Here is a 26,958-nt window from a genome sequence, read left to right as displayed (position 1 = left end):
TCGATTTTCGTTTTTTTCTACTATTATATACAGGATGGTGTATAGCCAAATGAAATTCACCGACGGTTACTGGCATGTCCGCCCAGGTATGACGCTCAACATTGCCATAGAGGTTCGCGACCTGCACGTCCATGAGAAGGAAATCGAAGTCTTCGCCGCCTCCAAAGCGATCGTTTCCCGAGGCGATACCCTCAACAACGCGATCCTCACCTTCCGCTACTCTTCTCCCCTGCCCGATGTGATCTGCGTAGAGTCCGTCCATCACGAAGGAAAGCGGGTACTGGGACCTCATTTTGAAAAAAGAACCGATCCAACGACCCAGGTCCATATTGCAGAAAATGAGTCTTCCGCGACCCTGACCAGCGGCGGCTTAAGCGTGCGAATCGACAAAACGAACGGCTGGAGCACGCATTTCGACTATAAAGGCAAACGGCTGACCGGCAGCGGGTACAAAGGCCCTGCGCATATTCGCGCTTCCGACGGTAACGTCTATATGCGCGACCAGCTTGATCTCGGTGTCGGCGAACGGATTTACGGGCTGGGCGAACGCTTTACTCCTTTTGTGAAAAACGGACAGGCCGTCGATCTCTGGAACGAAGACGGAGGGACGTGCAGCGAGCAGGCGTATAAGAACGTGCCTTTTTACCTATCCAGCTTCGGCTACGGGGTATTTGTCGACCATCCGGAAAAAGTCTCGTACGAAGTCGGTTCGGAGCAGGTGGAAAAGGTCCAATTCAGCGTGCCCGGCGAGCGGCTGCGGTACTACATCGTCGGCGGCGATACGCTGAAAGACGTGCTCAAAAACTATACCGTGCTCACGGGACGTCCCGCGCTGCCTCCTGCCTGGTCGTATGGACTATGGCTCAGCACTTCGTTCACTACTTCTTATGACGAGCAGACGGTCAACAGCTTCGTGGACGGCATGTTCGAACGCGGCATTCCGGTGCATGTATTCCATTTCGATTGCTTTTGGATGAAAGAATTCCAATGGTGCGATTTCCGCTGGGACGAATCGCAATTCCCGGACCCGCAGGGTATGCTGGATCGGCTCAAAGCCAAAGGACTGAACATCTGCGTCTGGATCAATTCGTATATCGGGCAAAAGTCGCATCTGTTCCGGGAAGGCATGGAGCACGGTTATTTGGTCCAAACGCCGGAAGGCGACGTCTGGCAATGGGACCGTTGGCAGGGCGGCATGGGACTGGTGGACTTTACGAACCCGGAGGCGACGGAATGGTTCAAGTCCAAGCTGCGTCCGCTGATTCAGATGGGCGTCGATTGCTTCAAAACGGACTTCGGCGAGCGGATTCCGACGACGGGCGTGATCTATCACGACGGCTCCGACCCAGTCAACATGCACAATTACTATACGTTCCTGTACAACAAAGCCGTGTTCGAAGTGCTGGAAGAGATCAAAGGCCGGGATCAGGCGCTGGTGTTCGCACGCTCGGCGACGGCGGGCGGCCAACAGTTCCCGGTACACTGGGGCGGCGACTGCACGGCTTCTTACGTCTCTATGGCGGAAAGTCTGCGGGGCGGCTTGTCGCTGGGGCTGTGCGGATTCGGATTCTGGAGCCACGATATCGGAGGATTCGAAAATACGGCGTCGCCGGATATTTACAAACGCTGGAGCGCGTTCGGCCTGCTCTCGTCGCACAGCCGTCTGCACGGCAGCCAGTCGTATCGCGTGCCGTGGTTGTTCGACGACGAGGCAAGCGACGTGCTGCGGCATTTTACGCGCTTAAAAATGCGGCTGATGCCGTATCTGTTCGCGGCTTCGATCGAGGCTGTCCAAAGCGGGCTGCCGATGATGCGGGCGATGCTGCTGGAGTTCGGCGAAGATCCGGCGGTTGAGGAATTGGATCGCCAGTACATGCTGGGCGGTTCGCTGCTGGTCGCGCCGATCTTCAACGAGCGCGGCGAAGCGTTGTATTATTTGCCGGAAGGACGCTGGACGCATCTGCTGACCGGCGAAGAGGTGCATGGGGGACGCTGGCGGCGCGAGCCGTACGATTATTTCGGGCTTCCGCTGTTCGTAAGACCGAATACGCTGCTTGCGCTCGGCGGCGAGGAGTCGCGGCCGGATTACGATTATGCCGACGGCGCGGAGCTGCATCTGTTCGCGCTCGAAGACGGACGCGAAGCGCGCGCGGTGATTTATGCGGCTTCGGCGCGGAGCGAAGCGGAAGCCGGAGTCGAACGCGATGCGACTTCGGCGGGAGCGAAGCTTGCGGCGGAAGTATCGCGCACGCCGGAGCTGACGGTGGTTGCCCGACGCGACGGGCAGACGCTGACGGTGACTGCCGAAGCGGCAAGTCGCAAACCGTGGACGCTGACTCTGCGCGGCATCCGTTCGGTCGAATCGGCGGAAGGCGCGGATTTCGTCGCAAGCGAATCCGGCGCTGTATTGACGCCTTCAGGCAGTGCGCCCGGCGGCTCTTTCACCTTTTCGGTGAATTTGTGAGCGACAGCGTACAGGCTTAGCCGTTGTAGTCGCATCTCGCGTCTCGCGTCGTGCATGTTGCAACAATAAAAATAAACGAATGCCGATCTGCGCTTTATGAAGCTTTTTGGCCGGTCTATTCGTCTATACGATGGGTAATCTATTCGAATGCGACAGGTGGTTTGAACGGAATATCGCTTTGAAGCTTCGGCTTCGCTCGATACGTCATGTCATTCGCGGCTGCGATGACGTGGATTGATTCTACTTTGGGAGGTTTTCAAATGAATGAATTACTGCGTCGCCGCTTGACCCGCACGTCTTTGTCTGCCCTGCTGTTGTCTTCGTTGGTCGGCGGTACGCTTCCGTTAGCGGGAACTTCGTCGGCTCAAGCCGCCGATGCCGCGACCGACGCAGCGCCTAACGCCGTCGCCGCGGCCGATCCGGTGCGGGCGCCGGTCGAAAATCTGGGCCGCCCGTTCGCAAAAGCAGGCACGTACGCGCAAAATGTCTGGGATATGCAGCTTTGGAACGGCAAGATCTATATCGGGCAAGGCAATAGCAGCAATCAGGGTTCTGCGGTGAACGCGGGGCCGATCCCGTTGACGACCTATGATCCGGCTTCGGGCAAATTTGGAACGGACAAGCTGCTGGTCTCCTCTTCTCAGGAACAGACGTATGTGGACGAAGAACAAATCGACGTATTCAAAGTATTGAACGGCCAGCTGTACATTCCGGGCCATGATCCCAAAAGCGAAGCGCATACGCTCGGCAACTTCTACAGGCTCGATCCTTCGGACGGCAAATGGCGAAAGATCCGAACCATCCCCGGCGGCGTACATACTTACGATATGGCCTATTATCAAGGCAATTTGTTCGCGGCCACCGGCTGGGACAGTGATGCTTCTATCCTGAGATCGAGCGATGGCGGCCAGACGTGGAGCAAAAGCGGCATCCCGATCGGAGGCAAAGAAAGCGGCCGCAATTACTCGCTGTTTCCGTTAAACGGCAATCTGTATGCGGTCAGCAGTTTTATTTTCTCAGCCAATCCGGCTTTCCAACCTCAAAACGGCGTGCTGGAAATTTCGCCGGCGACAGCAGGTTCCGCTTCTCCGGTCAGCTATAAAGATGTCCCGTTGACGACTCAGAATTTTTTCCCGGGGCTATCCGCTCCGACACCGCCGCTACCGCCTGCTTATATCCGCCCTGTTCGCACGACGACCGTAGGCAGCAAGCTGATGTATATCGCCGGACAAGGGTATAACGACCATCAATGGCTGCCGAAAGGATTGTTTGTCGCGTCATCGGTCAAACAATCTTCGGCTCTCGCGCTTCCCGGCGGCGCCACCGCGATGGACATTCTGACGCGCGGCGACAAAGTCTACGTGCTCGCGTACACGGAATCCGGCGGCACGTACACGAACCTGGTATTCGAAACCGGCGCGTCCGCGATCGGCGATTCGTCCGCCTGGACAGAAACCGTCCGTTTCCGCCAAAATACGTTTGCCCGCTCGTTCGAGCTGCAAGGCGGCGATTTTTACTTCGGGCTGGGCAGCCATGACGCGAACAATCCCGTCGCGACCACCGGCACGATCTTGCGTATCCAAGACGTCTTGCCGGAATAACTGAATCTTTGACAGAAAAAGAAGCGGAGCCGCGAGCGGTTCCGCTTCTTTTGGTCGAAAGAGAAGGAAATCATAGCTTTAACCGCGAACCTGTTTTAAAATAGAACAAAATTGAAGGAAAATCCTCAGGCTTCTATTTCACAAAAAAGGAGGTTCTTATGCCAAACCGCAATAAAAACAAATGGCTGCTCACGCTCGCTGCCGGATTGGTGATCGTCAGTGCATGGACATGGAGTCACGAAGCAACTTCGCTGGCTGTCAACGTTCCGTCGTCGCCGTCTTCGATCCTGACTTTCATGGACTGACGCAGGTTCTATCGGCCTTTTTCGCTCTATCGCATACGGCTTTCGCCGCAGCTTATCCTCCGCATACATACCGTGATCTCCCGTCTCGGATTCATCACGAAGGCAAGATGATGTTTGTCCGTCGATAAGCACCGTGATCGGTCGGGCCGTGTCCGGCGCCCAAATCCAGGGCAGAAGCGCTTTCTATGGCGGCTTGTATAAAATCGCGGGCGGTATGCACCGCTTCAGCCAACGCCGCGCCGGCCGCCAGCCGCGCGGCGATCGCCGCCGAGAAGGTGCAACCGGTGCCGTGCGTGTGGCGTGTCGCGATCCGCGGCCCGGACAATTCGTAAAAATCGCGGCCGTCGTAAAACAGATCCACGACCCGCTCATCCGAAGCATGCGCAAAAACCGGCCGATCGGCGGGATCGGCAAGACCGTCATGCCTGACATTGGCATCAGGCTCCTGACCGATACGCCCGGCTTCCCCGGCATGACCGCCTTTGATCACCACGGTTCGGGCTCCCGAATCCGCAATCCGCTGCGCGGCCTCCCGGCGGTCATTCAGCGTTCGAATCTTCATCCCGGTCAACGCTTCGGCTTCCGGGATATTCGGCGTGACCACGAGAGCCAGCGGCAGCAGATGCTTTTTCAACGCTTCTACCGCTTCGGCGCGCAGCAGTTCGGCCCCGCCTTTGGCGATCATGACCGGATCGACCACCAGGCTATTCCACCCGAACGCCCGGATACGCCCGGCCACGGCTTCGATGATCGCGGCGTCGAACAGCATGCCCGTTTTCAGCGCGTCGACGCCCAGATCCTGACCGACGGCGTCGATCTGCTCCACGACGGCCTGCGGCGTCATCGGGTACACGCCGTGGACGCCCAGCGTATTCTGCGCCGTGACTGCCGTGATCGCCGACATGCCGAACACGTCCAGCTCTTGAAAAGTTTTCAGATCGGCTTGAATCCCTGCTCCTCCGCCGCTATCCGAACCGGCTATCGTCAGCGCGCGCGGAACCGTCATCTTGCGCCTCCTCCCGTGGCCGGGGAAATCTGCAAGGCACGCACTGCTCCGGCAGGCGCATTATGCTCTCCCAGTCCAGCCAAGGCGTCCAGCAACGCAATTTGGAAGCTGCCGGGGCCGCGGCCGTTTGCCGCAGAAGCCGCCGCTTCGCCCGCCGCCCCGTACCAGGCCAGCGCGGCGGCTCCGGCTACAAGCGGGTCCTTTTCCACGGCCGCAAACGCGCCCATGACCGAGGTGAGCAAGCATCCGCTCCCCGTCACTCTCGTCAATAGCTCATCGCCGCCCGCCACGACGTAGCCTTTTTTCCCGTCCGTAATGACGTCTTCGCGTCCTGTCACGGCCACGACCATCCCCAGCTTGTCCGCCGCCCGCACGGCCAGCTCCACCGCCGCGCTATCGCCGCCGCTTTCGGCGTCCACGCCTTTGATCTCGCTCGCTTCGCCTGCCAGACACGCAATCTCCGCCGCATTTCCGCGCACGATCGCCACGTTCACTTCACGCAGGATACGCAAGCAAGATTCCGTTCGGTACGGCGTAGCTCCGGCTCCGACCGGATCGAGCAGGACGGGTACGCCTGCTTCGTTCGCCGCTTTTCCCGCGATGATGCAAGCCTCCACGACCTCGGCCGTCAGCGTTCCGATATTGAGCACTAACGCTCCCGCAACCTTCGCCATATCGGCCACTTCCTCGCGGGCATAGGCCATAACCGGCGATGCGCCCAGCGCAAGCAGCCCGTTCGCCGTGAAGTTGGTGACGACCGTGTTCGTGATGTTATGTACCAAAGGCCGCTGCTGCCGCAATTTCCCTAACCATTCGCCCAGTTCTTTTTCCACTCTGTTCGACCTCCCGATTCTGTTGTTCGTGAGTGAGCCCGATCTCGTTGCAAGCTGCTACACCGGCCAATCCTCCAGCTTGTACGCCATATCCCAGAACATATACTCCAAGCGGCAGCTGGCATCGAATTGTTCCTTCAGCTTGCGTTTGCGCGCCTCGCTAAGCGGTTCGGCCCATTCGTCGAGCAAGATGCGCATTTTGTCCGTGACCCCCGCTTCGCGATCCCCATAGAAATGAATCCAGTCGTAAAAAGGATGCTCCGGCGTCGGATTCACTTCCGCGATCAGACGCTGCCCGATCTCCATGTACGTCCACGGACAAGGCAGCAACGCGGCCAAAATATCCTCCAGCGTGCCTTCGTAAGCCGCGTTCAGCATATGCCGGGTATAGTGATGAGCCGAAGGCGCGAGCGGATACCCTTGCAATTCCTCATACGTCACGCCCGCCTGCGCGCAAAAGTTCTGGTGGGGATGAATTTCGCTGTTCAAAATAAAGCTGATCTGCTCGTTGAACATCTGAATATGCTCCCGCTGCTGACATCTGGAGATCGCAATGCCGTAAATCCGCATATAGGCGTTCAGATATTCGAAATCCTGCTTGACGTAGTGGATCAACTGTTCCTTCGCCAGCGTGCCGTCCGCAATGCCGCGCACAAACGGATGCTTGAAGATCGCTTCATAGATCGGTTCTGCCCCGCGACGTAGTTCCTCTGTAAAAGACATGATAATCATGCACCTCCGAAAAATAATGGAAAGATCCGACTGATTCCCACCGGAGGAGCGCACGCAAAGCACGCAAAAAAACCGCTCCGAAATGGAGCGGTTCCTGTCAAAGTCGAAAGCTTGGCGCGGTCTGAACCCGATAACCTGCCGAACTGCCCGTTATTTTCCGATTAAGGAATCAACAAGCATCACGGACAACGGGACTGAGACACGCTTAAGCGAATGGATGGTTTGAAAAAGGACCTGCTCCACTTCCCTACGCCGGTACGAGCCGGATCAGGTTCTAAGGGTCCAAGAACAATTCTTATCTCAGCCGCAGCGCGGCCCCCCCAGTGGAAAACGCTATTCGGTTGACGCCGCGTTTAGCGGTCGATGTTACGTGTCTACTCTAGCGTTCGCGCCCCGTCTTGTCAATGCTGCCGATAACGCCAATAATAATCGATCAACGGCGAGCACATAAAAGCCGCCAGACTCGCCAGCCCGACCGATACGCTCATGCCGCTCATCGTCAAGCTGTCGATCCGGTTCAGATCAAAGCTTATAAAAATCATCAGAAAGCTCGCCAGTAACGCCAATCCTGATGGAACATACACCAGCTGCTGCTGATAAGGATACCTTTTATAGATCAAGTATGAAGCGCTCATCAGGATGATAAACGTCGTGACTGACAACAATACGATGCCGCTCAGCTTGAACACCTCCTTGCCCACGAGAATAGCATATTTGCCCTTCGAAAAAGTAAAAATATTGTTAATCCTACTTTTTATTTCAAACATCCGATCCGAACGCAATTCGTTTCCCAGATTAACCAAAAATGCAATCGGAGTCAACCAATCAAGCAGTCATGTATATGCAAATTACCCCGTCTTTTTTTGAATGACTCAACTTCTTGACCGTCCGATTGATAACGCTTACAAAAAATAAAAAGCAATGATACACTTCCTATCATTCTGGTTAAAAGTGGAACTATTATTTATAGGGAGAATGCTTTAACCGCTTATATCCACAGGCTTTCTGCGCAGTTCCTCCACTGTTCACGTCAGATAATCTGACCGCTGTTTTATTAAACTTCTTTACGAAACAATCATTTTTGTGCAAAATAGAGCTAAGCAAACGTCATTCACTCATTAAAGCACAACAGCTAAAAAGCAGAAACGCAAAAAAGCATAAGGAGGCTTACTAATGATCGAATCCCCCGAATTGGAATCGGAAGTGATTGCAGCACATTTGAAAGAGGCATTGGAGGAAAATCGGCTGCTTCTCACAGAACGTGCGGAACGAGACATGGAACGCGCCCATTTCGACGACGAGATGCTGGGTGAGTTCCTCCGTGCACCACGCCGGATCGACAAGTACGAAGGACGGCGTAACAACGGCTGTTCGTACATTTTGTACGGCGTTCGCACGACTCGCGCGGTTGTATCCGTTCACGACGGCTACGTCACGCTGGTCTGCTTAAAACACAACCCTTTCCCTGCCGTAGGCTGATCCTTGAACCGATGATGAACCATTGAAGCCCCGAATCCGCGTTGTCGGAATTCGGGGCTTTTGCTATGCGTTGAAAACCTTCAGGCTTCGAATACACCGCTTGAGCTTGCTTGAACGGAAATTAAATTAACATTTTAGTTATCCTATAAAAAGAATTTACACTAATTCCTGAAATAAATACTTGTAAAAAGGCAGATTCTATGTTTATTATGTTTTGTAAGCGATACCAAAGTTTCTTTTTTCATAAATCAACTTAGAAATAAAATTAATTCAATTAACAAAAAAATTCATTAAAACAAAAAGGAGATTCTGATGACTCGAAAACTTTGGACCAAAACCGGGATTACAGCTATGACCGCCGCTCTGCTGCTGCCTCTATCCGCCGGAGCAACCCCGCTACCCGGACATGCGGCTTCCGCGTCTGCCTCGGTTGTGCAAAATGCGGTAACGCTGCCGACTTTCAACGCGCAAGCGCCGACCTTCCGCGAAGCTTCCGTACACGACCCTTCCGTGATCAAAGTAGGCGATACTTTCTACGTGTTCGGCTCTCACCTTGCAGCGGCCAAGTCGAAAGATCTGATGAACTGGGATCTGATCGCTTCCGGCGTGACGGATTCCAATCCGATTATACCGAACGTCACGACTGAGCTAAAAGAAACATTGGAATGGGCGCAGACCGATACGCTCTGGGCGGCAGACGTGATCCAACTTGCGGACGGTAAATTCTATATGTACTACAATGCGTGTAAAGGCGACTCTCCCCGTTCGGCGCTGGGCATCGCGGTTGCCGATAACGTTGAAGGCCCTTATAAGGATACCGGCATCATTTTGAAATCGGGCATGTGGGACCAGATCAGCGAAGACGGCACGGTCTACGATGCCACCAAACATCCGAACGCGGTCGATCCCGATGTGTTTTTCGACAAAGACGGCAAGCTGTGGATGGTGTACGGTTCGTACTCCGGCGGGATCTTCATTATGGAAATGGACCCAGCGACCGGCAAACCGCTCCCGAATCAAGGCTACGGCAAAAAGGTAATGGGCGGCAACCACAGTCGAATCGAAGGGCCTTATATGCTGTATAGCCCGGAAACGGATTATTATTACATGTATCTCTCCTTCGGCGGGCTGGATGCGGTTGGCGGGTACAATGTGCGCGTGGCGCGCTCGAAAACGCCGGACGGTCCTTTCCTCGATGCGCAGGGCAACGACATGGCGAACGTGAAAGCCGATCCGAGCAAGCCGCTGTTTGACGACGACTCGATCGAACCGTACGGCGTCAAATTGATCGGCAATTATCTGTTCGAGCGTCAATTGGGCGATCCGGGCACGGGTCTCGGTATCGGAGCCGTATCGCCGGGGCATAACTCCGCCTATTACGACGAAGCGACCGGCAAGCAGTTCCTGATCTTCCACTCCCGTTTCCCGGGACGCGGCGAAGAGCATGAAATCCGTGTCCACGAGATGTTTATGAATGCGGACGGCTGGCCGGTTGTCGCTCCTTATCGGTATGCAGGCGAGACCGATTCGGATGCGGCGGTTCAGGCTTCCGAGATTCCGGGTGACTATCGCTGGATCGCGCAGGGCAAAGAAATCAGTGCCGATATCGTGACCGACGTATCGGTTACGCTGAATGCGAACGGAACGCTAAGCGGCGCGGCCACCGGAACCTGGCAGCTCAACGGCAATAACGACGTAACGATCACAACAGGCGGCAAAACGTACAAAGGTGTCTTTTTACATGAAACCAATCCGGCATCCGGCGACAAAACCTTGACGCTGACGGCGCTGTCTGCGGAAGGAACAAGCGTCTGGGGCACCAAAGCAACCGCAAGCAACGCCAAAGACGCGGTGGCCGCTGTTGAAAAAGCACTCAGTCTCAGCACGTCCGGCGACGTTTATTATGATGTGACACTTCCTGTGTCCGGCACGCAAGGCACCAAGATCGCTTGGTCCTCCTCGCATCCAGCAGTTATCGCCAACACAGGCGCAGTCACTCGTCCCGCCGTAGGCAAAGGAGATGCCAAAGTGACGCTGACCGCGACGATCACAAACGGCAGCGCCAAAAAAACAAAGTCGTTCAAGCTTAAGGTAGCGGAAAAGGCGCAAAGCCCTCTGATTGCGTCGTACGGATTTGAAGACGCATCGAAAAATCGTCTCAAGGACGCTTCGCCGAACGGATACGACGGCACGCTTGAAAAAGGCGCTTCGTATGTGAAAGGCGGAAAAAGCGGCAAAGCCGTTCAACTCGATGGCAAAGACGGGTATGTCAATCTGCCCGGCGCGGTAACGGATGCTGCGGATTACACGTTCGCCACTTGGGTCAAATGGGACGGCGGAGCCGCTTGGCAGCGCATTTTCGACTTTGGCAACGATATGACCCGCCATATGTTCCTCACCCCTTCGCAGGGTCAGGGCGTGCAGTTCACGATCCATAGCCAGGGCAAGGATCAGAGCATTTTGACCTCTTCCCCACTGCCGGCGGGTAAATGGGTTCATGTCGCGGTGACGCTTGCAGGAGATACGGGAACGGTGTATATCGACGGAAAAGCGGCGGGAACGAATACGGCGATGACCTATAATCCGCGCGATCTGCAAACCAGCGAAGCCTGGCTCGGCAAAAGCCGGTTCGCGGCGGACGCTTATTTCAAAGGCAGTCTGGACGAAGTCAGAGTTTATGACAAAGCGTTGAGCGCGGTGGAAATCGCGAATTTAGCGAAGTAGGGAGGGAAGGTCCTATTCGGGAGGGAAGCTTGGGCGGCTACGGGAGAAATTCGTTCAAGTCGCTGTCTCAGCCGGGATTTTTCGATTCGAATATATATTCAAATCGAAAAATCCCGACTTCAAAGGCGACTTTCACTGAATTTCTCCCTTCGCCTATTGCTTCGCTCAGGCATATGAACTTCACTCCTACTTGAGGGTAGGGTAAAGGAAAGGGCATGGTTTCGGGATACTCGCCCTCAACTGGGTTGTGTGTATAAGAACTATAAAAAAGGCCATGTCCTCTATCTAATAGAAGACATGGCCTTAAATGTATCTACACAACCCAACGTAGCTGGAAGCTAGAAGACGGAGAGAAAAATTCAGTGAAAGACGCCTTTGAACTTGGAAAACTTCCATACAACATTTCAATCCAGTTTTCCAAGTGAGACAGCGGATTGAACGAATTTTTCTCGCAGTCTTCTAGCTTCCCGTCAGATTCAACAGATCATCAAGCCAACGTTCGGCTAATCGGGTGGAGCCGGGGAGGAACGGGAGGGCGCCGACGCCGACTTTGGCTAGGCTTTGAAAGAAATGGTGGCTGGCGTATTCGCGTTCGTCTGAGTAGGGAAACAGGACGCAAGCGGAGGATACGCTGCGCTCGTAGCCCGAAGTGCCGGGTTTGACGATGGCGTCGCGGTAGCGGTGCATGACGTTGATGTCTTCTTCCAGCGGGCCGGGGGTTCTGTAGAGCGAAGCATAAGAGCTGCCGGGAAGTGCCGGGTCGATCCGGTATTTGGCGTCGAGCACGTAGGAGACTTCCCGGCTGCCCGAGCGAAGCGTCAGCAGGAGGTCGGGCTTTTGCTCGGTCGTGGGGCGTGACCGCCCCAGCATGGACGGGTTGTAGACCAACGATAATTGCGTATTGCTTTCCGGATGTTCGTATTCGATTCGCGAAGCGCCGCCGCGGATTAAGGACGGGAACAGACCGTTACGGTCGACGGCGGCTCCTTCGCGGCGGATCACCCGGCAGCGGCGGGACAAGAGTCGGTGCAGCTTCAGGAAGCACCAATATTCGTACAGCTGCGCCATGTCTTTGAGCGACAATCGCATCATGCCTTCGCGCAGCGACAAGCCTTTGAGCAGAAGCAGATGCAGCTTGTACATCTCGCGATATCCGGGGGCCATCTGGAGCACCAGGCTGACGTTGACCCGCTGCATAGGGCCGACGTCTTGCAGAAAGTCCATGTTTAGCATGATGCCGATCCGGCGTCCGATCCGTTCCAGCTCCCGGTCCAGCAGCGGATCGCGGCCCGGCCGGCTTTCTTTTAGCTCACGGCGCAGTAGGTCTACCCGACCTGCCGTGCGTTCCAGCATCCAGCGCAGGAAGCGATTTTCATCCGTATCGGCCGAAATGACCCGGCGGGCTTCCAAAAGACGGGTCGGCATAAAGCGCGTCGAAGATTCGATTTCCAGCCAACCGTGTCGATCCGCCTGCAAACGCTGCGGGTGACGACGCAGATCCGCCAGCGTTCGGCGATCTGCGCGGCGGGCTTTTCCGGCGTCGACCAAGCGATGCTCATTGTCCAGCCGTTGATGCGGCTTGGCTTCGATACGCCGCATCGCATTTTCCAATCGTTCGAACACACGCCGCAAAATCGTATGAAACTCGGTCAGACTTTGGCGCGAGGTTTCCCGTTCTTCGGCAGGGCGGTACGTTCGGCGCAGAAAATCGAAAGTCAGATCATACCCTTCTTCACTGACTTCCTCCATCAGCCGCACATAATCCCGGCGATAATCCAGCTTGGCCGGGAAAATCTCGATTCCGATCGTGAGCAGCGGGCGATCGTTCAGCCGAATCTCCAACTCCGTTTCTCCGATCTCATTTCCGAAATCGAGCGTTCCCGATAACACGCGGCTGCCTCTCGGCTTGACCCGGCGGCGCAGATTGACGTTCTCGTGGTGGAAAGTCAGATTGAGTCCGGGATCGGCTTTGACCAGCGTCAGCTCGTAAGCTTTCGTCTCATAGAAGCATGGAAATACCAGCATCCCAGGCTCCCACCGTTCAGTCTTGCCCGTTTCCGGCGAGAATATACCGACCCGGCATTCTCTCAAGCGTGGCGACCGGACTTCCGTATTAAAATGAGCGCCCAAGCGTTCCCCGGTCTCGGAATCGCGATGCAGTCCCAGCCGCTCCGCTGTCTCGTGTAACGGATCTCCGGCAATATAAAGTTCAAACAGATTGCTTTCGATCCGGAGCAGCTCGGTGCTGGAGTCAAAAGCAATCGGCGACATCGACATACCCATCCATCCTTCGAGTCATTTTTCTTGCTTATATTCATGCGTGACAAGTTCATTTTATCATTATTGGGCGCCGTATGGCTTGGAACTTCTTTAGCCCCATTGGTCCAGCTTCCTTCGGTATCCGCTTCGCCAAGTCCCGATATCAAAACCAAAGCTGTTCAAGCCCGAAAAGCACTCGCAAAAAAGTATCCTGGTGAAAGCATTCATTCGATTCGCACGGCGGATTTGAATCATGACAAGAAATACGAATCGTTCATTCTAACCGACGCCGGCCGTTTCTTTTTGCATAATTCCAAAGGGTATCTGATCCGGATCGCAACCGAGGTTCTGAGCGACAAAGGATTTGACAGTCCTACACTCCAAGTTTTCGCGGTGAGTCCGACTGAAAAGCAAATCGCTACCTTCCATTCCTACGGTCCCTCCGACACTCGGATCAACGTCTATCGTCTTCGAGGCGGAACTTTAAGCAAAACGTTAGATGTCATGGGAGACCAAGGGGTCGAGACCGACAGCAATGGCCGCATTCATCAACATCGGAAAAAATTTCGCGAGTTCGGAGGCTGGGACCCGCCGAAGCCATTTATACATGGAACGTTGCCAAACAAAAATATACGGGGTCCGGCATGATTCCTTAAACCAAACACGTCCGGCATCGAGAAGAGTTTTCTTCTTGTTGCGGACGTGTTTGGGATAGATCTTTTCAATAGGTTAAGAATTCAAATCGATTTTCGCTGTATAATCCGCAAAATTGTCAAAAGCAAACCCGCGTACCTGCTCCTCGCTAAAGCGCTTCAGCAGCTCGTTGATCAGATTTTGACTTTTTCCCGCATGCTCCAATCCTTCGACCGTTAGCGTGATGCCGTCGAAGTCCGAGCCGAAGCCGATATGACGCTCACCGCCCAGCTCGCACATCCGGTCGATATGACGAATCAGATCCGCGAGCTTCGCCGGACCGGATGCCCGGGCATCGACGACGAACTCCGGATAATACACGATATGCACGGGTGCGCCTCGCTCGAACATCGCGATCAGCTGCTTATCCGTCAGATTGCGCGGATGATCGCACAACGCTCTCGCATTGGAATGGCTGGCGATCGGATAACGCGCCAGCTCCATCACCTCCCAAAACCCACGCTCGTTCAAATGGCTGACATCCGTCAACATCCCATACCGATTATGCAGCGCGACCATCTCTTTGCCAAGCGACGTCAGTCCCGCTCCGCGCGTCTCCAGCACACCATCGCCAGCCTGATTGGCATGATTCCATGTCAACCCGACCGAGCGCACGCCGAGCCTATACAAAAGATGCAGCCTTTTCAAATCATTCCCGATCGGGTCCACGCCTTCCAGCGTCAATAAAGCCCCGATCTTGCCTTCGGAAAGCTTGGCAATCTGCGACCAGTCGGTAATCAACTGCATATCGTCATGTTTATCCAGGATTTCGGCGTAAAAATAATGAATCTGGTCCAAACACGACTGCCAACGCATCGAGCCCGGCAACGCCGGATCGACGAACACCGCAAAGCCCTGAACGGCCACGCCGCCTTCCTTCAGACGATCCCGGTTGCTCGCAAGCTCCGGCGCGTCCGTATAGGACAACGTGCCGCGCGACGCCTCGATTTTTGCCAGCGCATCGCAGTGTAAATCAATGATCCGCATAGCGCCGCCCTCCCTTTATTTGCTGTTCACGATGCCTTTGTACGTCTCGATCGCCGCCGCCCGGGAAGTCTTCAGATCGACGATCGCGTCTTTTCGCGGCTTATGCAACGTTTTGGCCTCCTCGTCCGCAAGCTCCGGCAGCCATTCGCGGATATGCTCGCCGTTCGGATCGTATTTTTCGGACTGGGTAACGGGGTTGACGACGCGGAAATAAGGAGCCGAGTTGGCACCCAGCGACGCGCACCACAGCCAATTGCCACGGTTCTGGATATTGTCGTAATCGAGCAGTTTGCGGCGGAAATAATTTTCCCCCAGCGTGAACGGGCATTGCAGGTTTTTGGTCAAGAACATCGCGCATAGAATCCGTAGCCGATTCGGCATCAATCCCGTTTCGTTCAACTCCCGCATCGCGGCGTCGATTACCGGAATGCCTGTTTCCCCTTTGGCCCATGCTTCGAAATGCTCGTCGGTCAGCACGGACAAATCGTATTTTTTCTCGTAGGAAAAATAGTCTTCGTCGTAGATCGCCAGGTAATAATAAAAATCGCGGAACGCCAGCTGGCGGACCCATTCGTCATGCTCTTTGCGACGTCTGGCGCGCGCGTACAGTTCCCGCAGCGACACCGCTCCGGCGTTCACATGCGGATTGATGCCGCTGGCCGGAAGCTCCGGGTAATAATCGCGTTTGTCGCCGTATTCGCGAATCCCGCTTTCCAAAAAAGGAGTCAGCTTGTCTTCCCACTCGTCGGCCGGTTCGATCTCGTCGAGGTTCAGCGAAGGCTGAAACTTTTTCGGCAGTTCAATCTTCGCTTCGCTTTTCGGCAGATCGCCGAGCGAGACGGAAGACGGCTGATTCGGAGCATGCGACAAATATTCCAGCCATTTTTTATGAAAAGCCGCGAACACTTTGTAGTAGCCGTCTTTGCCCGTAAACTCCGCGAAGCGATCCAAGTCGATCATCAACGTATCGAGCAGCGGCGTGAACGCGACATCCTGCTTCTCCGCCGCTTTTTTCAGCTTGCGGTCGCGCTCGCGCGCATACGGCGTGAAGTCGCGATGCACCACGACTTCGTCGATCTCGTGCTCGCCTCCTTTTTGCTTGCCGAGCAGCCATTCCAGCACTTCCGCCGGATCGCCGTGCGCGATATGCAGCGTGCGTCCGGCTTGGTCGTAAAGCTTGCGCAGACGAACGGCGTGACGGAGAAAGTTGACGCCGCTATGCTCTTGGTCCCGGCCTTTTTGCAGTAAAAACGGATCGAGAATCAGCAGATGCAGCACAGGCTCGCCGGCGTCCTTCAAATAATCGAAAGCGACCAAATCCTCGGTGCGAAGGTCTTTGCGGTGAATGAACAGTTTCAAATGCGGCGTGCCCCTTTCCGGTGCTCGGTTAATATGGATTTCTCTATATTACCCGACCGCGGCGTGAAACGAAAACCGTACGCGGCTCGGAAGGTTTGGCTTGCTCCGCTTCCAATTCATTCAGATAGTCTCGGTACAGCGCACGCATTTCGGGGTCCTCCTCGTTGACGATCATTCTAGCCAGACATTTTGCGGAAAAAGCTTGTAGGTGCTTCAGGCTCCAGTCGAATTTCATGGTTTGTGCTCCTTTCTTGTATGGAAAAAGCCGGACCCTAGTCCGGCTACAGGTTGTCGAGAAAGTTGCGTGGGAGCGGGAAGCGAGAAGACTGCGAAAAAAATTCAGTTCAATTCGCTGTCTCACTCAGAAAATGGATAGGATTTGAATAAGGAATTTTCCGAGTTCAAAGGCGTCTTGAACTGAATTTTTCTCTCCGTCTTCTCGCTTCCAGTTACGTTGGGATTTCTCGACACGTTGGCAGGACTACAGTCCGGCTGATGAGTTTATAATCCGGTACGCTTCTCCAGCGCTTCCGTGTAACGGTTGCCTATAATATCGATCTTCGAAGCGGCTTCGTCGATGGTGCGCAGGTCTTCTTGCGTCAGTTCGATATTTGCGCCGCCCAAATTTTCTTCCAAACGATGCAGTTTGCGCGTGCCGGGAATGGGGGAGATCCACGGTTTTTGCGCCAGCAGCCAGGCCAGTGCGACCTGGGCTTTCGTGGCTTGCTTGCGCTGCGCGACTTCGTCCAGCAGATCGACCAGCTTGCGGTTGGCTTGCATGGCTTCCGGCGTAAAGCGAGGCAACGTACCGCGCAGATCGCCTTGTTCGAACGTCGTATTCGCATCGAAGCTTCCGGTCAGATAGCCTTTGCCCAACGGACTGAACGGCACCAGGCCGATGCCCAGTTCCTGAAGCGTCGGGATCAGTTCTTCTTCCGGACGACGCCACCAGAGCGAATATTCGTTTTGTACCGCTGCCAACGGCTGAACGGCATGCGCGCGCCGTACCGTATGCACGCCGGCTTCGGATAGTCCCCAATGCTTCACTTTGCCTTCGCGGATCAAGTCACTCACCACGCCTGCCACTTCCTCGATCGGCACGTCGGGATCGACGCGGTGCTGATAATACAAGTCGATCACGTCGGTGCGCAGTCTTTTCAACGATCCTTCGACAGCTTTGCGAATCCGCTCGGGACGACTGTTCACCGCGCCCGGATTCCCGCTTTCCAGATTGAAGCCGAATTTGGTCGCAACCGCCACCTGATCGCGGAACGGTTGCAGCGCTTCGCCCACCAGTTCTTCGTTGATATAAGGGCCGTACACTTCTGCCGTATCGAAAAAGGTCACGCCACGGTCATACGCCGCGCGAATCACGCCGATCATTTCGCTCCGGTCGGACGCCTCGCCGAATCCGTAGCTCATCCCCATACAGCCAAGTCCGATCGCCGAGACTTCAAGTCCGGTATTGCCCAATTTGCGTTTTTGCATACGTATACTCTCCTTCCGATATTCGGTTCGACTTCGCTTAAAATCCCCAAATGTCATGCGGTACGTAAGGTGCTTCCAGTTCGGCGATTTCTTCGTCCGTCAGCTTCACGTCGGTTGCAGCCACTGCGTCTTCCAAATGGTGCGGCTTGGTTGCCCCGACGATAGGTGCAGTAACTTCGGACTTTTGCAGTACCCACGCCAGCGCGACCTGAGCTTTGGAAATGCCGCGTTTGGCCGCGATCTCCGCTACTTTTTCCACGATAACGCGGTCGCTTTCCTGCATCGAATCCGCCAGACGCGTGCCGACCGGATCATTGCCCGAACGTGCCGTTTCTTCGTTCCAATCGCGCGTTAAACGGCCTTTTGCCAGCGGGCTCCACGGAATAACGCCGATCCCGTCTTCGTTGCACAACGGCAGCATCTCACGCTCTTCTTCCCGATATAACAGGTTGACCAGGTTCTGCATCGAAACGAACTTCGTCCAGCCGTGCTTCTCCGCGATATGCTGGGCTTTCAAAAATTGCCACGCATACATGGACGAAGCCCCGATATACCGCGCTTTGCCCGCTTTGACCACGTCATGCAGCGCCTCCATCGTTTCTTCGATCGGCGTCGACGGGTCCCAACGGTGAATCTGGTACAGATCGACGTAATCCGTACCCAAGCGTCTCAGACTCTCGTCGATCTCGTGCATGATGACCTTGCGGGACAATCCGGCGCCATTCGCTCCTTCCCGCATACGGAAATACACTTTTGTCGCAATGACCGTCTCGTGACGCGGAACAAGTTCCTTCAAAGCGCGGCCCACGAATTCTTCGCTGGTTCCGTCCGAGTACGCATTCGCCGTGTCAAAAAAGTTAATGCCGAGTTCCAACGCCTGCTTGATGAACGGACGGCTTTCTTCTTCACTGAGCGACCAGGGCGCGATGCCGCGTTCCGCGACTCCGTAACTCATGCAGCCTAACGCAATCTTCGAGACTTCCAGGCCCGTGCGGCCGAGTTTGACGTATTCCATGCTTGTACACGCTCCTTGATCGAAATGGGATATAAGCTTGAGTCAACAAACACAATCCGGTAGCAAGCTCGCCGACCGTTAAAATGCGATCTGCCTTCGGTTTGCTCGATTCTGTCGAAACGCTCGCGCTTCTTTTTCGGTTCTTGTTCAGTATGATCGATCCCGCATGCGCGGCGTTATCCCGATCATCCCGAATGCTTGCCTATTCCTGTCAAAGGGGCTGGCACGCCGGATGCGCAAGTCGTATAATCGAGCCAGACCTTAACTTCGTTCAATACCAAGGAGGAGCCTATGTCCGATATTGTTATCGCTCCGCAACATCGAGAATTGTCGCGATTGATCGAGCGGTATTCGCAGCGCGACCGTTCGTGCGAAACCGATATTCCGTCTTTATTTTTCTATCAACATTCCAGCGTCTCCGAGCCTGTGTACCGCGTGTACAAACCGTCGCTTTGCCTGATCGTGCAAGGAACGAAGCAGATGCTGCTGGCCCATGAACGTTTCGAATACGGCCCTGCCAATTATATGGTCGCCTCGATGAACCTGCCGGTAATCGGCCAGATCATCAAAGCCGCGCCGGACGCACCTTATATGAGCCTCAAGATCGAATTCACGCACAGCGATATTCTGGACGTGTTAAAAGCAACCGAACTGACTTTGCCGCAAAAAGACAATACTCGCCGAGCCTTGTTTGTCGGGCAACTGGAAACCTCGCTACGGGACGCGGTGCTCCGGTTGGCTCGTCTGCTCGACACGCCGGACGAAATCCCGTTTCTGGCTCCGCTGTACAAAAAAGAAATTCTGTTCCGGCTGCTTCAAGGCCCTTATGGTCCGGCACTGGGGCAGATCGCGCTGGAAGGCAGCAGTTCCTCCCGGATCAAAGATACGATCGACCGCCTGATCCGGGAATGGAACAAGCCGTTTCGCGTCGAAGAGTTGGCGGAAGAAGCGAATATGAGCTTGTCGGCTTTTCACCGCAACTTCAAGGAAGTCACCGCCATGAGCCCGCTGCAATTTCAAAAACAACTCCGTTTGCAGGAAGCTCGGCGCATCCTGTTATCCGAAGCGGCGGATGCCGCAGACGTCGCTTTTCGCACCGGGTACGAGAGCGCTTCGCAATTCAGCCGCGAGTATGCGAGAATGTTCGGCGCTCCGCCGCGGACGGATATTAACCGCTTGAAGGAGAAGTACGAACTGAAAGCGGAATAGAAGGAAAAGCCGGAACGTATTTTGTACAGCAAAAAGGCCGGGGGAAAGTTCCCGACGGCCTTTTTGCTGGATGGCGATTTCTTTTACTCCGAGATGCGCATGCTGCCAATGACTTTGACGACTTCCGGATCACGATGCGAGAAAAACAAGCACCGATTCCGAGCGATTGGATCAGTTGCACGCAGCAAGCTCGGCTTTACCTTTTTCCGACTGCGATGATTCAGATTGCTCAATTCCGTCCAAAACCATACTGTAACGCCGACCTGACAAAGCTGCACATTATTCGACATTCGATAATTACAGCAATCACTGGAGGGATTTACGATGAAACCTACTTGGAAAAAGAAAACGACCGCTTTGGCAACAACAAGCCTGCTGGCCGCCGCGATTGCCGTACCGGTATCCGCTGCTCCGGCTTCCATATCCGCTTCCGGCTCCGTATCCGCAGTCTCGGCAGCCGCTTCGTCCAAAGCTTCCACCGTGGAAAACAGTCTGGTGAACGTAGCCGGATTCAAAAGCGCTTCGAATTTCAAAGCCTTTTACGCCAACCTACAGCGCGCTGTCGCCAAAGGCGATAAAGCCGCAGTAGCCGCACGCGTCCATTACCCGCTCACCGTGTTCCTGGACGACGATGACGACAACGATCAAAATCAAAAACTGGTGATCAAAACCAAAGCCCAGTTCCTGAATAACTATAACCGGATCTTTACCGACGACGTACGCGAAAACCTGGCCGAAACCTCGTTCTCCGAATTGCTCGTCAACTGGAAAGGCGCTTCGATCGACGACGGCGATATCTGGTTCACCCCGTCCAAGTCCGGTCTTCCAGGCATCTCGACCGTGAACGCAGACGATTAAAAGAGATTAAGCTTTAGTCCGTTGCACATCAAAAAGCCGACCTCCTTTTGTGGGAGGTCGGCTTTGTTTCATATAAAATCCACTCTGATCGGCCGCACTAGCGGAGGGAGAAATTCAGTGAAAGACGCCTTTGAACGCGGAAAGCCTACGGCTTTTTGCGTGAGACAGCGTCTTGAACGAATTTCTCCCGCAGCGCCTCCGCATCGCCTCAGAACCCTCCCGCATACTGCTTAGGCGCCGTCGAAGGCTTCCGCAACGTCGCTTCCGCCTCAATCGCCCAGTACGGATTCCGCAACATCCCGCGTCCTACCGCAACCAGATCCGCATCTTCGTTTCCTATAACCGCATTCGCCAAAACGGCGTCATCCAGACGACCGACGGCCATCACCGGAATATCCAGCGTATCGCGGATTTCGCGAGCCAGCGGAACTTGATAGCCCGCATGCGTGCCCGGTCTGCCATCCGCACCGATTGGACCTTCACCGCCGGAGGAAACGTCGAACAGGTCCACGCCTTCTTCCCGGTAAGCCCGAACGAACTCCAGGCTTTCTTTGATTCCGTAGCCGCCTTGCACATATTCTTTTGCCGATACGCGCATGATCAGCGGCATATCCGCCGGCATGTTGGCGCGCGCGGCGCGAATGATTTCACGGCCGAACAACGTACGATCCTGACCGTATTCGTCTTCTCGCTTGTTGGTCAGCGGAGAATGGAATTGATGGATCAGGTAGCCATGCGCCCCGTGCAGCTCGATCGTATCGAATCCTGCGCGAACGGCGCGTTCAACGGAGCGTCCGAATTTGGCGACCATTTCTTTCACTTCTTCGGTAGACAAAGCACGCGGAGTTTTCCAGCCTTCGTCGAAAGCGATCGCCGACGGGGCGACCGGAACTTCGGCGTCTTCGGCTTTGCGTCCGGCGTGCGCGATTTGGATGCCGATCTTTGACCCGTACGCATGGACAGCATCGACGATTTTTTTCAAAGCCGGGATTTGTTCGTCTGACCACAAGCCCAGATCGTTATCGCTGATCCGACCGTCCGGCTCGACATCCGTCATTTCCACGATGATGAGCCCTGTGCCTCCGATCGCGCGGCTGACGTAATGCACGTAATGCCAGTCTGTCGCGATACCGTCTTTTTGGTCAACGGAGTATTGGCACATCGGGGGCATGACTACGCGATTTTTCAGCTCCAGGTTTTTCAATGTATACGGGGTAAACAAATTATTCATCAAAAACTCGCCTCGATTTCTTTTAGATGTATGCGTCTGCATGTATATTAGCATTTGGTTTTTTGTTTTGTCAACTCTGGGGTAAGTCCTGTTCGTTAATGAATCAACAGGGCGGAGGGAAAATTACCCGCATAGGCTTCCGAAGTGCATTTCTTCGAAATGCTTCACAAAACGCTGTCTCACTCGGAAAGGCCAACACTTGACATGTGTTACTGCAGGTCTTCTTCGAAGCCCTGTTTTTCACTGAATTTCTCCCTCCGCCAAGCTTCTCTGTCGACAATTTTTGGGATAGTAAAAAAGAGACCGGCATTTTCGGTCTCTCCAATGATTTTATTCGACCATGCTTACGGTTCGGGCGAGGAAAGCGTTCAGTTCAGGCGGCAGTTCGCCGGGAATGCTTAAAGATTGAAGAACGTTTTTTACGGCTGCCGTTCCACGGTTGAGCTTGTCTTCGCCGAGAGCGGTCATTTCGGTATAGATCCCGCGGCGGTCGTCTTCGCAGATATGACGGCGCAGCGCGCCGCATTTGGGCGCTTCCATCCGAAGTACCAACCGCGACATCGCGCTTTGGCTCAGACCCACGCGTTCCTGAAGCTGCTGAAGGCGAAGCTTTTTTTCCTCGTTCAAGGACAGAAAATGCAGCACGTAAAACTCATTGAGCGACAAGCGGGCCTCTTCGTCAAGAGCTTGTTCCAAGCGCTGCGAGATCTTGGCTTGAAGGTTCGCCAGCTCCAACCAATTATTCAAAAGTCTGTTCGACTCTTCGGGATTCATAGGATTCACCTGTTTCTTGGCATCGAATAACCATGAAGTCCGAGGCGATCCCGCCCCGGCGTGTCCCTGTATTATATCGCCTATCTTAGCGCCTTGCCAGCCCGTAAGGCAGGGTGTGGCAGTTGCGCGCCTTGACCCTGTTGAAGGCGAAGGTACGCAGTGTCCGTAGCTTGTCCCAGGTCAATGTAAGGTTAAGTTCAGCCGAACCTAAGCCTACTATTGAAGTGGGACAAGCTACTAACCCAACCAATACGAAGTGAACCCGTCCTCGTCCAACCGCCGCAGCATATACGCGATTTTGCGGGCGCTTTGCGGATAACGGGCGGCGGACAGGGCTTCCCGGCTGCGCCGTCCGGCGTAGACGCTTTCGGCGGAATCCTCCAGCTCGCGCCAGTCGAATGCTTTTTCCGCTTCGCTTCCGAGGCAATGGCGCAGCAGATGTAGCAGCACCCTTTTGACCGAAAAACGACTCCCCTGGATACGCGGCAAAATCTTCTGCATCAACTGGGCGTCGAACGCTTCCGCGCGGGTCATCAGGCCGAAGCGCTCGTTATAGATCAGGTAAAAACACACCGCGTCCCGTACCCGAAAGCCGACATGCGCCTGGATTTCTTCCAAAATCCCATTGATCTGCGCCAGCTCTTCGGCTGTTCGTTCGATCAACTTGGAATGGTTCTCCATCGCGTCCACCAGCTGCAAATAATCGCTACCCAGCAGATGGCGGTCAGCCGACAGCACTTCCGCTTCCGGCTGGGCTTCGGCAAAAAGCTGCGGCAGCCGCATCAGGTCGATATGGTTGAATTCGATCGTTCCCGCGCGGTCGAGCACCTTTTTGCTGAACGGATACGTGGTCTCGTCCATATTGACGGTGCCGACTACGTACACGTTGCCGGGGATCGCCAGATTGCCGTACAGCGCCCGGTCCTGCACCCGTTCGAGCGAAGCTTCCGGCAGCAGCGGCTGGGTGACGATACTGCCGACTTGAGACATACCGAGCACGCCTTCGTTTTCCCGCAAAACGTAGCGCCGACGCGTCTCCATCAGGCTGAGCACGTCGCTGAAATAATGCTCGACGCGCGCCAAATTCATCTCGTCCAATACGATAAAGTACGGATACTCCGCATGTTCCGGCCGCGACGCCTCTTTGAGCGCCAGCGTCAGCGGACCGGGCTTGAACGCGCCGGACAGGTCTTTGTACCCGATCAGGTCGGCCGGGTCGTTCCAATCGGGCCGAACCGGAATCAGCGTGAAACGTCCGTTGTCCGGCGTCGAACCAAGCGCTTCGGCAAACAGGCGCGCAAGCTGCGTTTTGCCTGTGCCGGAGATGCCTGCAAGGATCACGAACGGACGCGTTTTGAGCGACAGGTAAAAATGCTCGACCAACCCGTCCGGGAACGAAAAGCCGCGCTGCCGAATATAGTCGGATACGCCCGCTATAGCCATCCGAACCTCTGTATCCGGGATATGAGGCAAAGGCTGAGGTACCGGAATCGTATTCGCGGCAGAAGCTTCGGTAGCTTCATCCTGGGACTTTTCCCCCTCAACCGAATAGTCAGCCTTTGTTTCCGCAATATGAAAATGAGTCCGGCTCACCTCGCGCCCGCCAAGCGTCCGCAGCTCGATCCGGTACGTGAACGGCGTATCCGTCTCGTACACATACAAATATTCGGCTCGTTCTTCGCGCGGCAAATAAGCATCCGGCGTATCGAAAGGATTCCGTACGGCCGCGATCTCCACCGATCCGCGCGGCGGAATCCGGCGCGAACCGGACGAGGCACTGCGCTCCGCGGAACCCGCAAGGTTTTCGGATAAAGAAGCAGGCCGGGCGGACGAGTTGTCGACTGCCGTCTGCGAAGAACCTTTTTCCGCATCCGTTGGTCGGCCCGCCTCTTTGCTTTCACCGTCTCCGCCCTGCTCTCTCGCAAACCGAGCGGCCCACTCTTCTACTTCCCGATACGTAATCCGAAAAGCGGACCGCAAAAAATCTTTGAACTCTTTATTGGAATCGTAGCGAATTTCTAATGAAGATTTCCCGCTCGGCACGGCGATTCGCCAATGCTCCAATCGGGCTTCATAAGTGGCAAGCGTATCTCCGCTTTGATGCAGCAGACGCACCGGACGGCTTTCTCCGACCGCAGGCAGCAAGCCTCCTTCTTCCGCAAAGTCTGCACGAAAGTCCGGCGGAATCTCGAAACCGTGTCCGAACAGAAAACCGTCCACTTGTTTGCGTGCAATCAGGCCGGGGATACGATCGTCTTTCCACCAGCTTCCGTTTTGTTTGATCATGAGAATCCTCCGTTACCGATTGTCGGATCGAAACCCGAACGTCTTTTCTATAATCCGTATTATATACATATTCCGTCTTCAAAAGCTGTACGGGCAATACGCATTATAGAAGTTATACCCAAACGGCAAAGGCGTGTCGACTCAGGATGGACGCGAATTTCGGAACGGCCCGTAGGAGAGCTTGCGCCATAACAACTCTAACGGACCTGCTTGCCATCTGCGTACGAAGAGATTGGCGGCGATCGCGATCAGGACGGCGATAACGGCAAACATGCCGAGCGTTAGCCACACGTTGTAACGCTCGCCGAGCCCCAGTCCCCAGCCATAAAAAAGACAGATGCCAGGGTGTTTTGCAACACGTAGCAGCTGAGCGCCGCTTTTCCGATATCCGCCAAACGGTTGGTCAGGCCGCGCAATGCTCGCTTGTCCGCGATCCAACCCAGCAAACCGATATAACCGATCGACAGCAAAGGAGCGAACATATAACGCAACGCCAGATCCAGATAACCGCTCGCGAACAACGGAACGATATTGAGCACCAGCGCGATCGGCAGCACGATTTTCAGCAACGTTGCGCGCGTCCGGCGTCCTTTGTCGGTATTTTGGAACGCTTCTCCGCGCAGCAGCTTGATCCCGCCGATATACAGTCCGATATTCATCAGGCCGATCATTACCCCTTCCGCTCGCAGCGAAAAGAAGTTGTTCAGACGGTACAGGATTTGCTGCATATAGCTGCCGTCCGCGTAAAGGATTTTCGTTTCCTGACCGAGCGCCAGCAGTTCGCGTTGAAAACCGGCGTCCTGCATGATCCAGCCGAGTCCGAGCGACAGCGACAACATCAGCAGAGCGTGAAGGGCGAGGCTGACAATCATAATAACGGTGAGCTTGCGCTCGGACAATCCAATTAGCATCGCCACGATCATGCCCGTCACGGCATAACTCATCAGCACGTCGTATTCGAACACGAACACGTAATGCAGCAGGCCGTCGAGCAACAGCAGCAGCATCGTCCACAGGATGAAGCGCCGCCAGGGCAAACCGGTTCGTTCGGCTTTGCGGTAGCGCATTTCCAGCCCTATGCCGAACAGGATCGTCAGCAGGCCGAGCATTTTTCCGTTGACGAAAATCGACTGTAGCGCGGTCACGATTCCTTCGGCGGATGCGCTCCAGCCGGTCAGGTCGAGAAAAGCGGTAAGGTCGGAGTAGGTGGCGAACAGCCAGATATTGGTACCCAAAGTGCCGAGGATCGCGAACCCGCGCAGAATATCGAGCAGCTCGATACGTTTTTGCTTTTGGTTTGGATTGTGCATGAGGCCTCCTTTTTTAATACGAATGTGTTATAAAATATTTTACGGGAGGACGGCTTTTGATGCAAGGGAAAGGAAAAGATAAAAAAATCACCTTCCCTTATTTTTATAAAAGGGAAGGTGATTGGGTAGAAGGGATAGGGCTGACTGCTGACTGCTGCATAAATGTTGACATTTTGATCGAATTTTTTGCCGAAACCGATCCGTATTCAAAAAATGTTGACCTTTGGTTCACATATTCGGCCGAAAACGGGCTTAGAAGCGATGTAGAAGCAAAAATGTGTGCATGACGTCAACATTCGCCAAACGGACCGTTGCGCGCGAAGCCGAATCGACTCCGGATAAACG

General features: G+C 54.8%; 21 protein-coding genes, 1 pseudogene and 1 riboswitch. Of the genes and pseudogenes, 8 read left to right on the top strand and 14 right to left on the bottom strand.

The genetic code is table 11. The features are described 5' to 3' along the window. The first annotated feature begins 49 nt into the window (after window positions 1–49). The 3 genes from yicI to WKI47_RS21435 all read left to right on the top strand — a co-directional run bounded on the left by yicI (window position 50) and on the right by WKI47_RS21435 (window position 4,370). Window positions 50–2,464, top strand: coding sequence for an alpha-xylosidase (gene yicI, locus WKI47_RS21445; protein ID WP_340229234.1), 2,415 nt, complete (start codon window positions 50–52; stop codon window positions 2,462–2,464). Window positions 2,465–2,724: 260 nt separating this feature from the next. Then, window positions 2,725–4,065, top strand: a complete 1,341-nt coding sequence (locus tag WKI47_RS21440; RefSeq protein ID WP_340229233.1) for a hypothetical protein — start codon at window positions 2,725–2,727, stop codon at window positions 4,063–4,065. 158 nt (window positions 4,066–4,223) lie between these two features. Then, window positions 4,224–4,370 (top strand): hypothetical protein, encoded by a 147-nt coding sequence (locus WKI47_RS21435; protein ID WP_340229232.1) that lies wholly within the window; start codon window positions 4,224–4,226, stop codon window positions 4,368–4,370. A 94-nt stretch (window positions 4,371–4,464) separates the two neighbouring features. Here WKI47_RS21435 and thiD read toward each other — a convergent pair whose 3' ends face one another. The 4 genes from thiD to WKI47_RS21415 all read right to left on the bottom strand — a co-directional run bounded on the left by thiD (window position 4,465) and on the right by WKI47_RS21415 (window position 7,642). Further along, complete coding sequence (gene thiD / locus WKI47_RS21430; protein ID WP_340229231.1) at window positions 4,465–5,376, bottom strand: bifunctional hydroxymethylpyrimidine kinase/phosphomethylpyrimidine kinase; 912 nt, start codon at window positions 5,374–5,376, stop codon at window positions 4,465–4,467. Next, on the bottom strand, window positions 5,373–6,209 hold the full coding sequence (gene thiM / locus WKI47_RS21425; RefSeq protein WP_340229230.1) for a hydroxyethylthiazole kinase: 837 nt from the start codon (window positions 6,207–6,209) through the stop codon (window positions 5,373–5,375). The genes thiD and thiM overlap by 4 nt, the downstream gene beginning before the upstream one ends. A gap of 57 nt (window positions 6,210–6,266) precedes the next feature. Continuing rightward, a complete protein-coding gene (gene tenA, locus WKI47_RS21420; RefSeq protein ID WP_340229229.1) occupies window positions 6,267–6,932 on the bottom strand; it encodes a thiaminase II in 666 nt (221 codons plus the stop codon). Window positions 6,933–7,168: 236 nt separating this feature from the next. Then, window positions 7,169–7,273: riboswitch (TPP riboswitch) on the bottom strand. 69 nt (window positions 7,274–7,342) lie between these two features. Further along, entirely contained in the window at window positions 7,343–7,642 is a 300-nt protein-coding gene (locus tag WKI47_RS21415) for a hypothetical protein (RefSeq protein ID WP_340229228.1), read from the bottom strand. Between the two features lie 472 nt (window positions 7,643–8,114). On the opposite strand from WKI47_RS21415, the gene WKI47_RS21410 reads away from it, so the two are divergent. After that, window positions 8,115–8,420: a hypothetical protein gene (locus WKI47_RS21410; RefSeq protein ID WP_340229227.1), complete on the top strand. Its 306-nt coding sequence runs from the start codon at window positions 8,115–8,117 to the stop codon at window positions 8,418–8,420. 312 nt (window positions 8,421–8,732) lie between these two features. Beyond that, on the top strand, window positions 8,733–11,144 hold the full coding sequence (locus WKI47_RS21405) for a family 43 glycosylhydrolase (RefSeq protein ID WP_340229226.1): 2,412 nt from the start codon (window positions 8,733–8,735) through the stop codon (window positions 11,142–11,144). 459 nt (window positions 11,145–11,603) lie between these two features. Here WKI47_RS21405 and WKI47_RS21400 read toward each other — a convergent pair whose 3' ends face one another. The 6 genes from WKI47_RS21400 to WKI47_RS21375 form a co-directional block, all read right to left on the bottom strand. Next, window positions 11,604–13,421 (bottom strand): restriction endonuclease-like protein, encoded by a 1,818-nt coding sequence (locus WKI47_RS21400; protein ID WP_340229225.1) that lies wholly within the window; start codon window positions 13,419–13,421, stop codon window positions 11,604–11,606. 711 nt (window positions 13,422–14,132) lie between these two features. Beyond that, entirely contained in the window at window positions 14,133–15,083 is a 951-nt protein-coding gene (locus tag WKI47_RS21395) for a dipeptidase (RefSeq protein ID WP_340229224.1), read from the bottom strand. A 15-nt stretch (window positions 15,084–15,098) separates the two neighbouring features. Next, entirely contained in the window at window positions 15,099–16,442 is a 1,344-nt protein-coding gene (locus WKI47_RS21390; RefSeq protein ID WP_340229223.1) for a deoxyribodipyrimidine photo-lyase, read from the bottom strand. 43 nt (window positions 16,443–16,485) lie between these two features. Beyond that, a complete protein-coding gene (locus WKI47_RS21385) occupies window positions 16,486–16,677 on the bottom strand; it encodes a hypothetical protein (RefSeq protein ID WP_340229222.1) in 192 nt (63 codons plus the stop codon). 266 nt (window positions 16,678–16,943) lie between these two features. Then, window positions 16,944–17,930, bottom strand: a complete 987-nt coding sequence (locus WKI47_RS21380) for an aldo/keto reductase (RefSeq protein ID WP_340229221.1) — start codon at window positions 17,928–17,930, stop codon at window positions 16,944–16,946. Window positions 17,931–17,967: 37 nt separating this feature from the next. After that, complete coding sequence (locus WKI47_RS21375; RefSeq protein ID WP_340229220.1) at window positions 17,968–18,945, bottom strand: aldo/keto reductase; 978 nt, start codon at window positions 18,943–18,945, stop codon at window positions 17,968–17,970. Window positions 18,946–19,236: 291 nt separating this feature from the next. Between WKI47_RS21375 and WKI47_RS21370 the strand changes: the two genes are divergently transcribed. Together WKI47_RS21370 and WKI47_RS21365 are read left to right on the top strand one after the other, a co-directional pair. Then, window positions 19,237–20,154: an AraC family transcriptional regulator gene (locus WKI47_RS21370; RefSeq protein WP_340229219.1), complete on the top strand. Its 918-nt coding sequence runs from the start codon at window positions 19,237–19,239 to the stop codon at window positions 20,152–20,154. A gap of 324 nt (window positions 20,155–20,478) precedes the next feature. Further along, on the top strand, window positions 20,479–21,012 hold the full coding sequence (locus WKI47_RS21365; RefSeq protein WP_340229218.1) for a hypothetical protein: 534 nt from the start codon (window positions 20,479–20,481) through the stop codon (window positions 21,010–21,012). Window positions 21,013–21,220: 208 nt separating this feature from the next. Here the strand turns inward: WKI47_RS21365 and WKI47_RS21360 are convergent, their stop codons facing one another. The 4 genes and pseudogenes from WKI47_RS21360 to WKI47_RS26235 form a co-directional block, all read right to left on the bottom strand. Beyond that, window positions 21,221–22,243 (bottom strand): NADH:flavin oxidoreductase/NADH oxidase, encoded by a 1,023-nt coding sequence (locus tag WKI47_RS21360; RefSeq protein ID WP_340229217.1) that lies wholly within the window; start codon window positions 22,241–22,243, stop codon window positions 21,221–21,223. 330 nt (window positions 22,244–22,573) lie between these two features. Further along, the gene (locus tag WKI47_RS21355) at window positions 22,574–23,017 is read right to left on the bottom strand and encodes a MarR family winged helix-turn-helix transcriptional regulator (RefSeq protein ID WP_340229216.1); all 444 of its coding nucleotides are present in this window, start codon (window positions 23,015–23,017) and stop codon (window positions 22,574–22,576) included. A gap of 237 nt (window positions 23,018–23,254) precedes the next feature. Then, entirely contained in the window at window positions 23,255–25,303 is a 2,049-nt protein-coding gene (locus tag WKI47_RS21350) for an McrB family protein (RefSeq protein WP_340229215.1), read from the bottom strand. Between the two features lie 141 nt (window positions 25,304–25,444). Continuing rightward, window positions 25,445–25,962: pseudogene (locus WKI47_RS26235) on the bottom strand (DUF418 domain-containing protein). 707 nt (window positions 25,963–26,669) lie between these two features. Here WKI47_RS26235 and WKI47_RS21340 point away from each other — a divergent pair. Continuing rightward, window positions 26,670–26,900: a hypothetical protein gene (locus WKI47_RS21340; protein ID WP_340229213.1), complete on the top strand. Its 231-nt coding sequence runs from the start codon at window positions 26,670–26,672 to the stop codon at window positions 26,898–26,900. Window positions 26,901–26,958: the final 58 nt, after the last annotated feature.

The organism is Saccharibacillus sacchari, assembly GCF_037722395.1.
GTDB classification, from domain to species: Bacteria; Bacillota; Bacilli; order Paenibacillales; family Paenibacillaceae; genus Saccharibacillus; species Saccharibacillus sacchari_A.
This window is presented reverse-complemented; position numbering and strand designations above follow the sequence as displayed.

What these genes read in the sequence shown, in the direction of transcription:
- yicI (WP_340229234.1), top strand. Translation starts at nt 50, where the DNA reads ATGAAATTCACCGACGGTTACTGGCATGTCCGCCCAGGTATGACGCTC.
- WKI47_RS21440 (WP_340229233.1), top strand. Translation starts at nt 2,725, where the DNA reads ATGAATGAATTACTGCGTCGCCGCTTGACCCGCACGTCTTTGTCTGCC.
- WKI47_RS21435 (WP_340229232.1), top strand. Translation starts at nt 4,224, where the DNA reads ATGCCAAACCGCAATAAAAACAAATGGCTGCTCACGCTCGCTGCCGGA.
- thiD (WP_340229231.1), bottom strand. Translation starts at nt 5,376, where the DNA reads ATGACGGTTCCGCGCGCGCTGACGATAGCCGGTTCGGATAGCGGCGGA.
- tenA (WP_340229229.1), bottom strand. Translation starts at nt 6,932, where the DNA reads ATGTCTTTTACAGAGGAACTACGTCGCGGGGCAGAACCGATCTATGAA.
- WKI47_RS21410 (WP_340229227.1), top strand. Translation starts at nt 8,115, where the DNA reads ATGATCGAATCCCCCGAATTGGAATCGGAAGTGATTGCAGCACATTTG.
- WKI47_RS21405 (WP_340229226.1), top strand. Translation starts at nt 8,733, where the DNA reads ATGACTCGAAAACTTTGGACCAAAACCGGGATTACAGCTATGACCGCC.
- WKI47_RS21400 (WP_340229225.1), bottom strand. Translation starts at nt 13,421, where the DNA reads ATGTCGATGTCGCCGATTGCTTTTGACTCCAGCACCGAGCTGCTCCGG.
- WKI47_RS21395 (WP_340229224.1), bottom strand. Translation starts at nt 15,083, where the DNA reads ATGCGGATCATTGATTTACACTGCGATGCGCTGGCAAAAATCGAGGCG.
- WKI47_RS21385 (WP_340229222.1), bottom strand. Translation starts at nt 16,677, where the DNA reads ATGAAATTCGACTGGAGCCTGAAGCACCTACAAGCTTTTTCCGCAAAA.
- WKI47_RS21380 (WP_340229221.1), bottom strand. Translation starts at nt 17,930, where the DNA reads ATGCAAAAACGCAAATTGGGCAATACCGGACTTGAAGTCTCGGCGATC.
- WKI47_RS21375 (WP_340229220.1), bottom strand. Translation starts at nt 18,945, where the DNA reads ATGGAATACGTCAAACTCGGCCGCACGGGCCTGGAAGTCTCGAAGATT.
- WKI47_RS21370 (WP_340229219.1), top strand. Translation starts at nt 19,237, where the DNA reads ATGTCCGATATTGTTATCGCTCCGCAACATCGAGAATTGTCGCGATTG.
- WKI47_RS21365 (WP_340229218.1), top strand. Translation starts at nt 20,479, where the DNA reads ATGAAACCTACTTGGAAAAAGAAAACGACCGCTTTGGCAACAACAAGC.
- WKI47_RS21360 (WP_340229217.1), bottom strand. Translation starts at nt 22,243, where the DNA reads ATGAATAATTTGTTTACCCCGTATACATTGAAAAACCTGGAGCTGAAA.
- WKI47_RS21355 (WP_340229216.1), bottom strand. Translation starts at nt 23,017, where the DNA reads ATGAATCCCGAAGAGTCGAACAGACTTTTGAATAATTGGTTGGAGCTG.
- WKI47_RS21350 (WP_340229215.1), bottom strand. Translation starts at nt 25,303, where the DNA reads ATGATCAAACAAAACGGAAGCTGGTGGAAAGACGATCGTATCCCCGGC.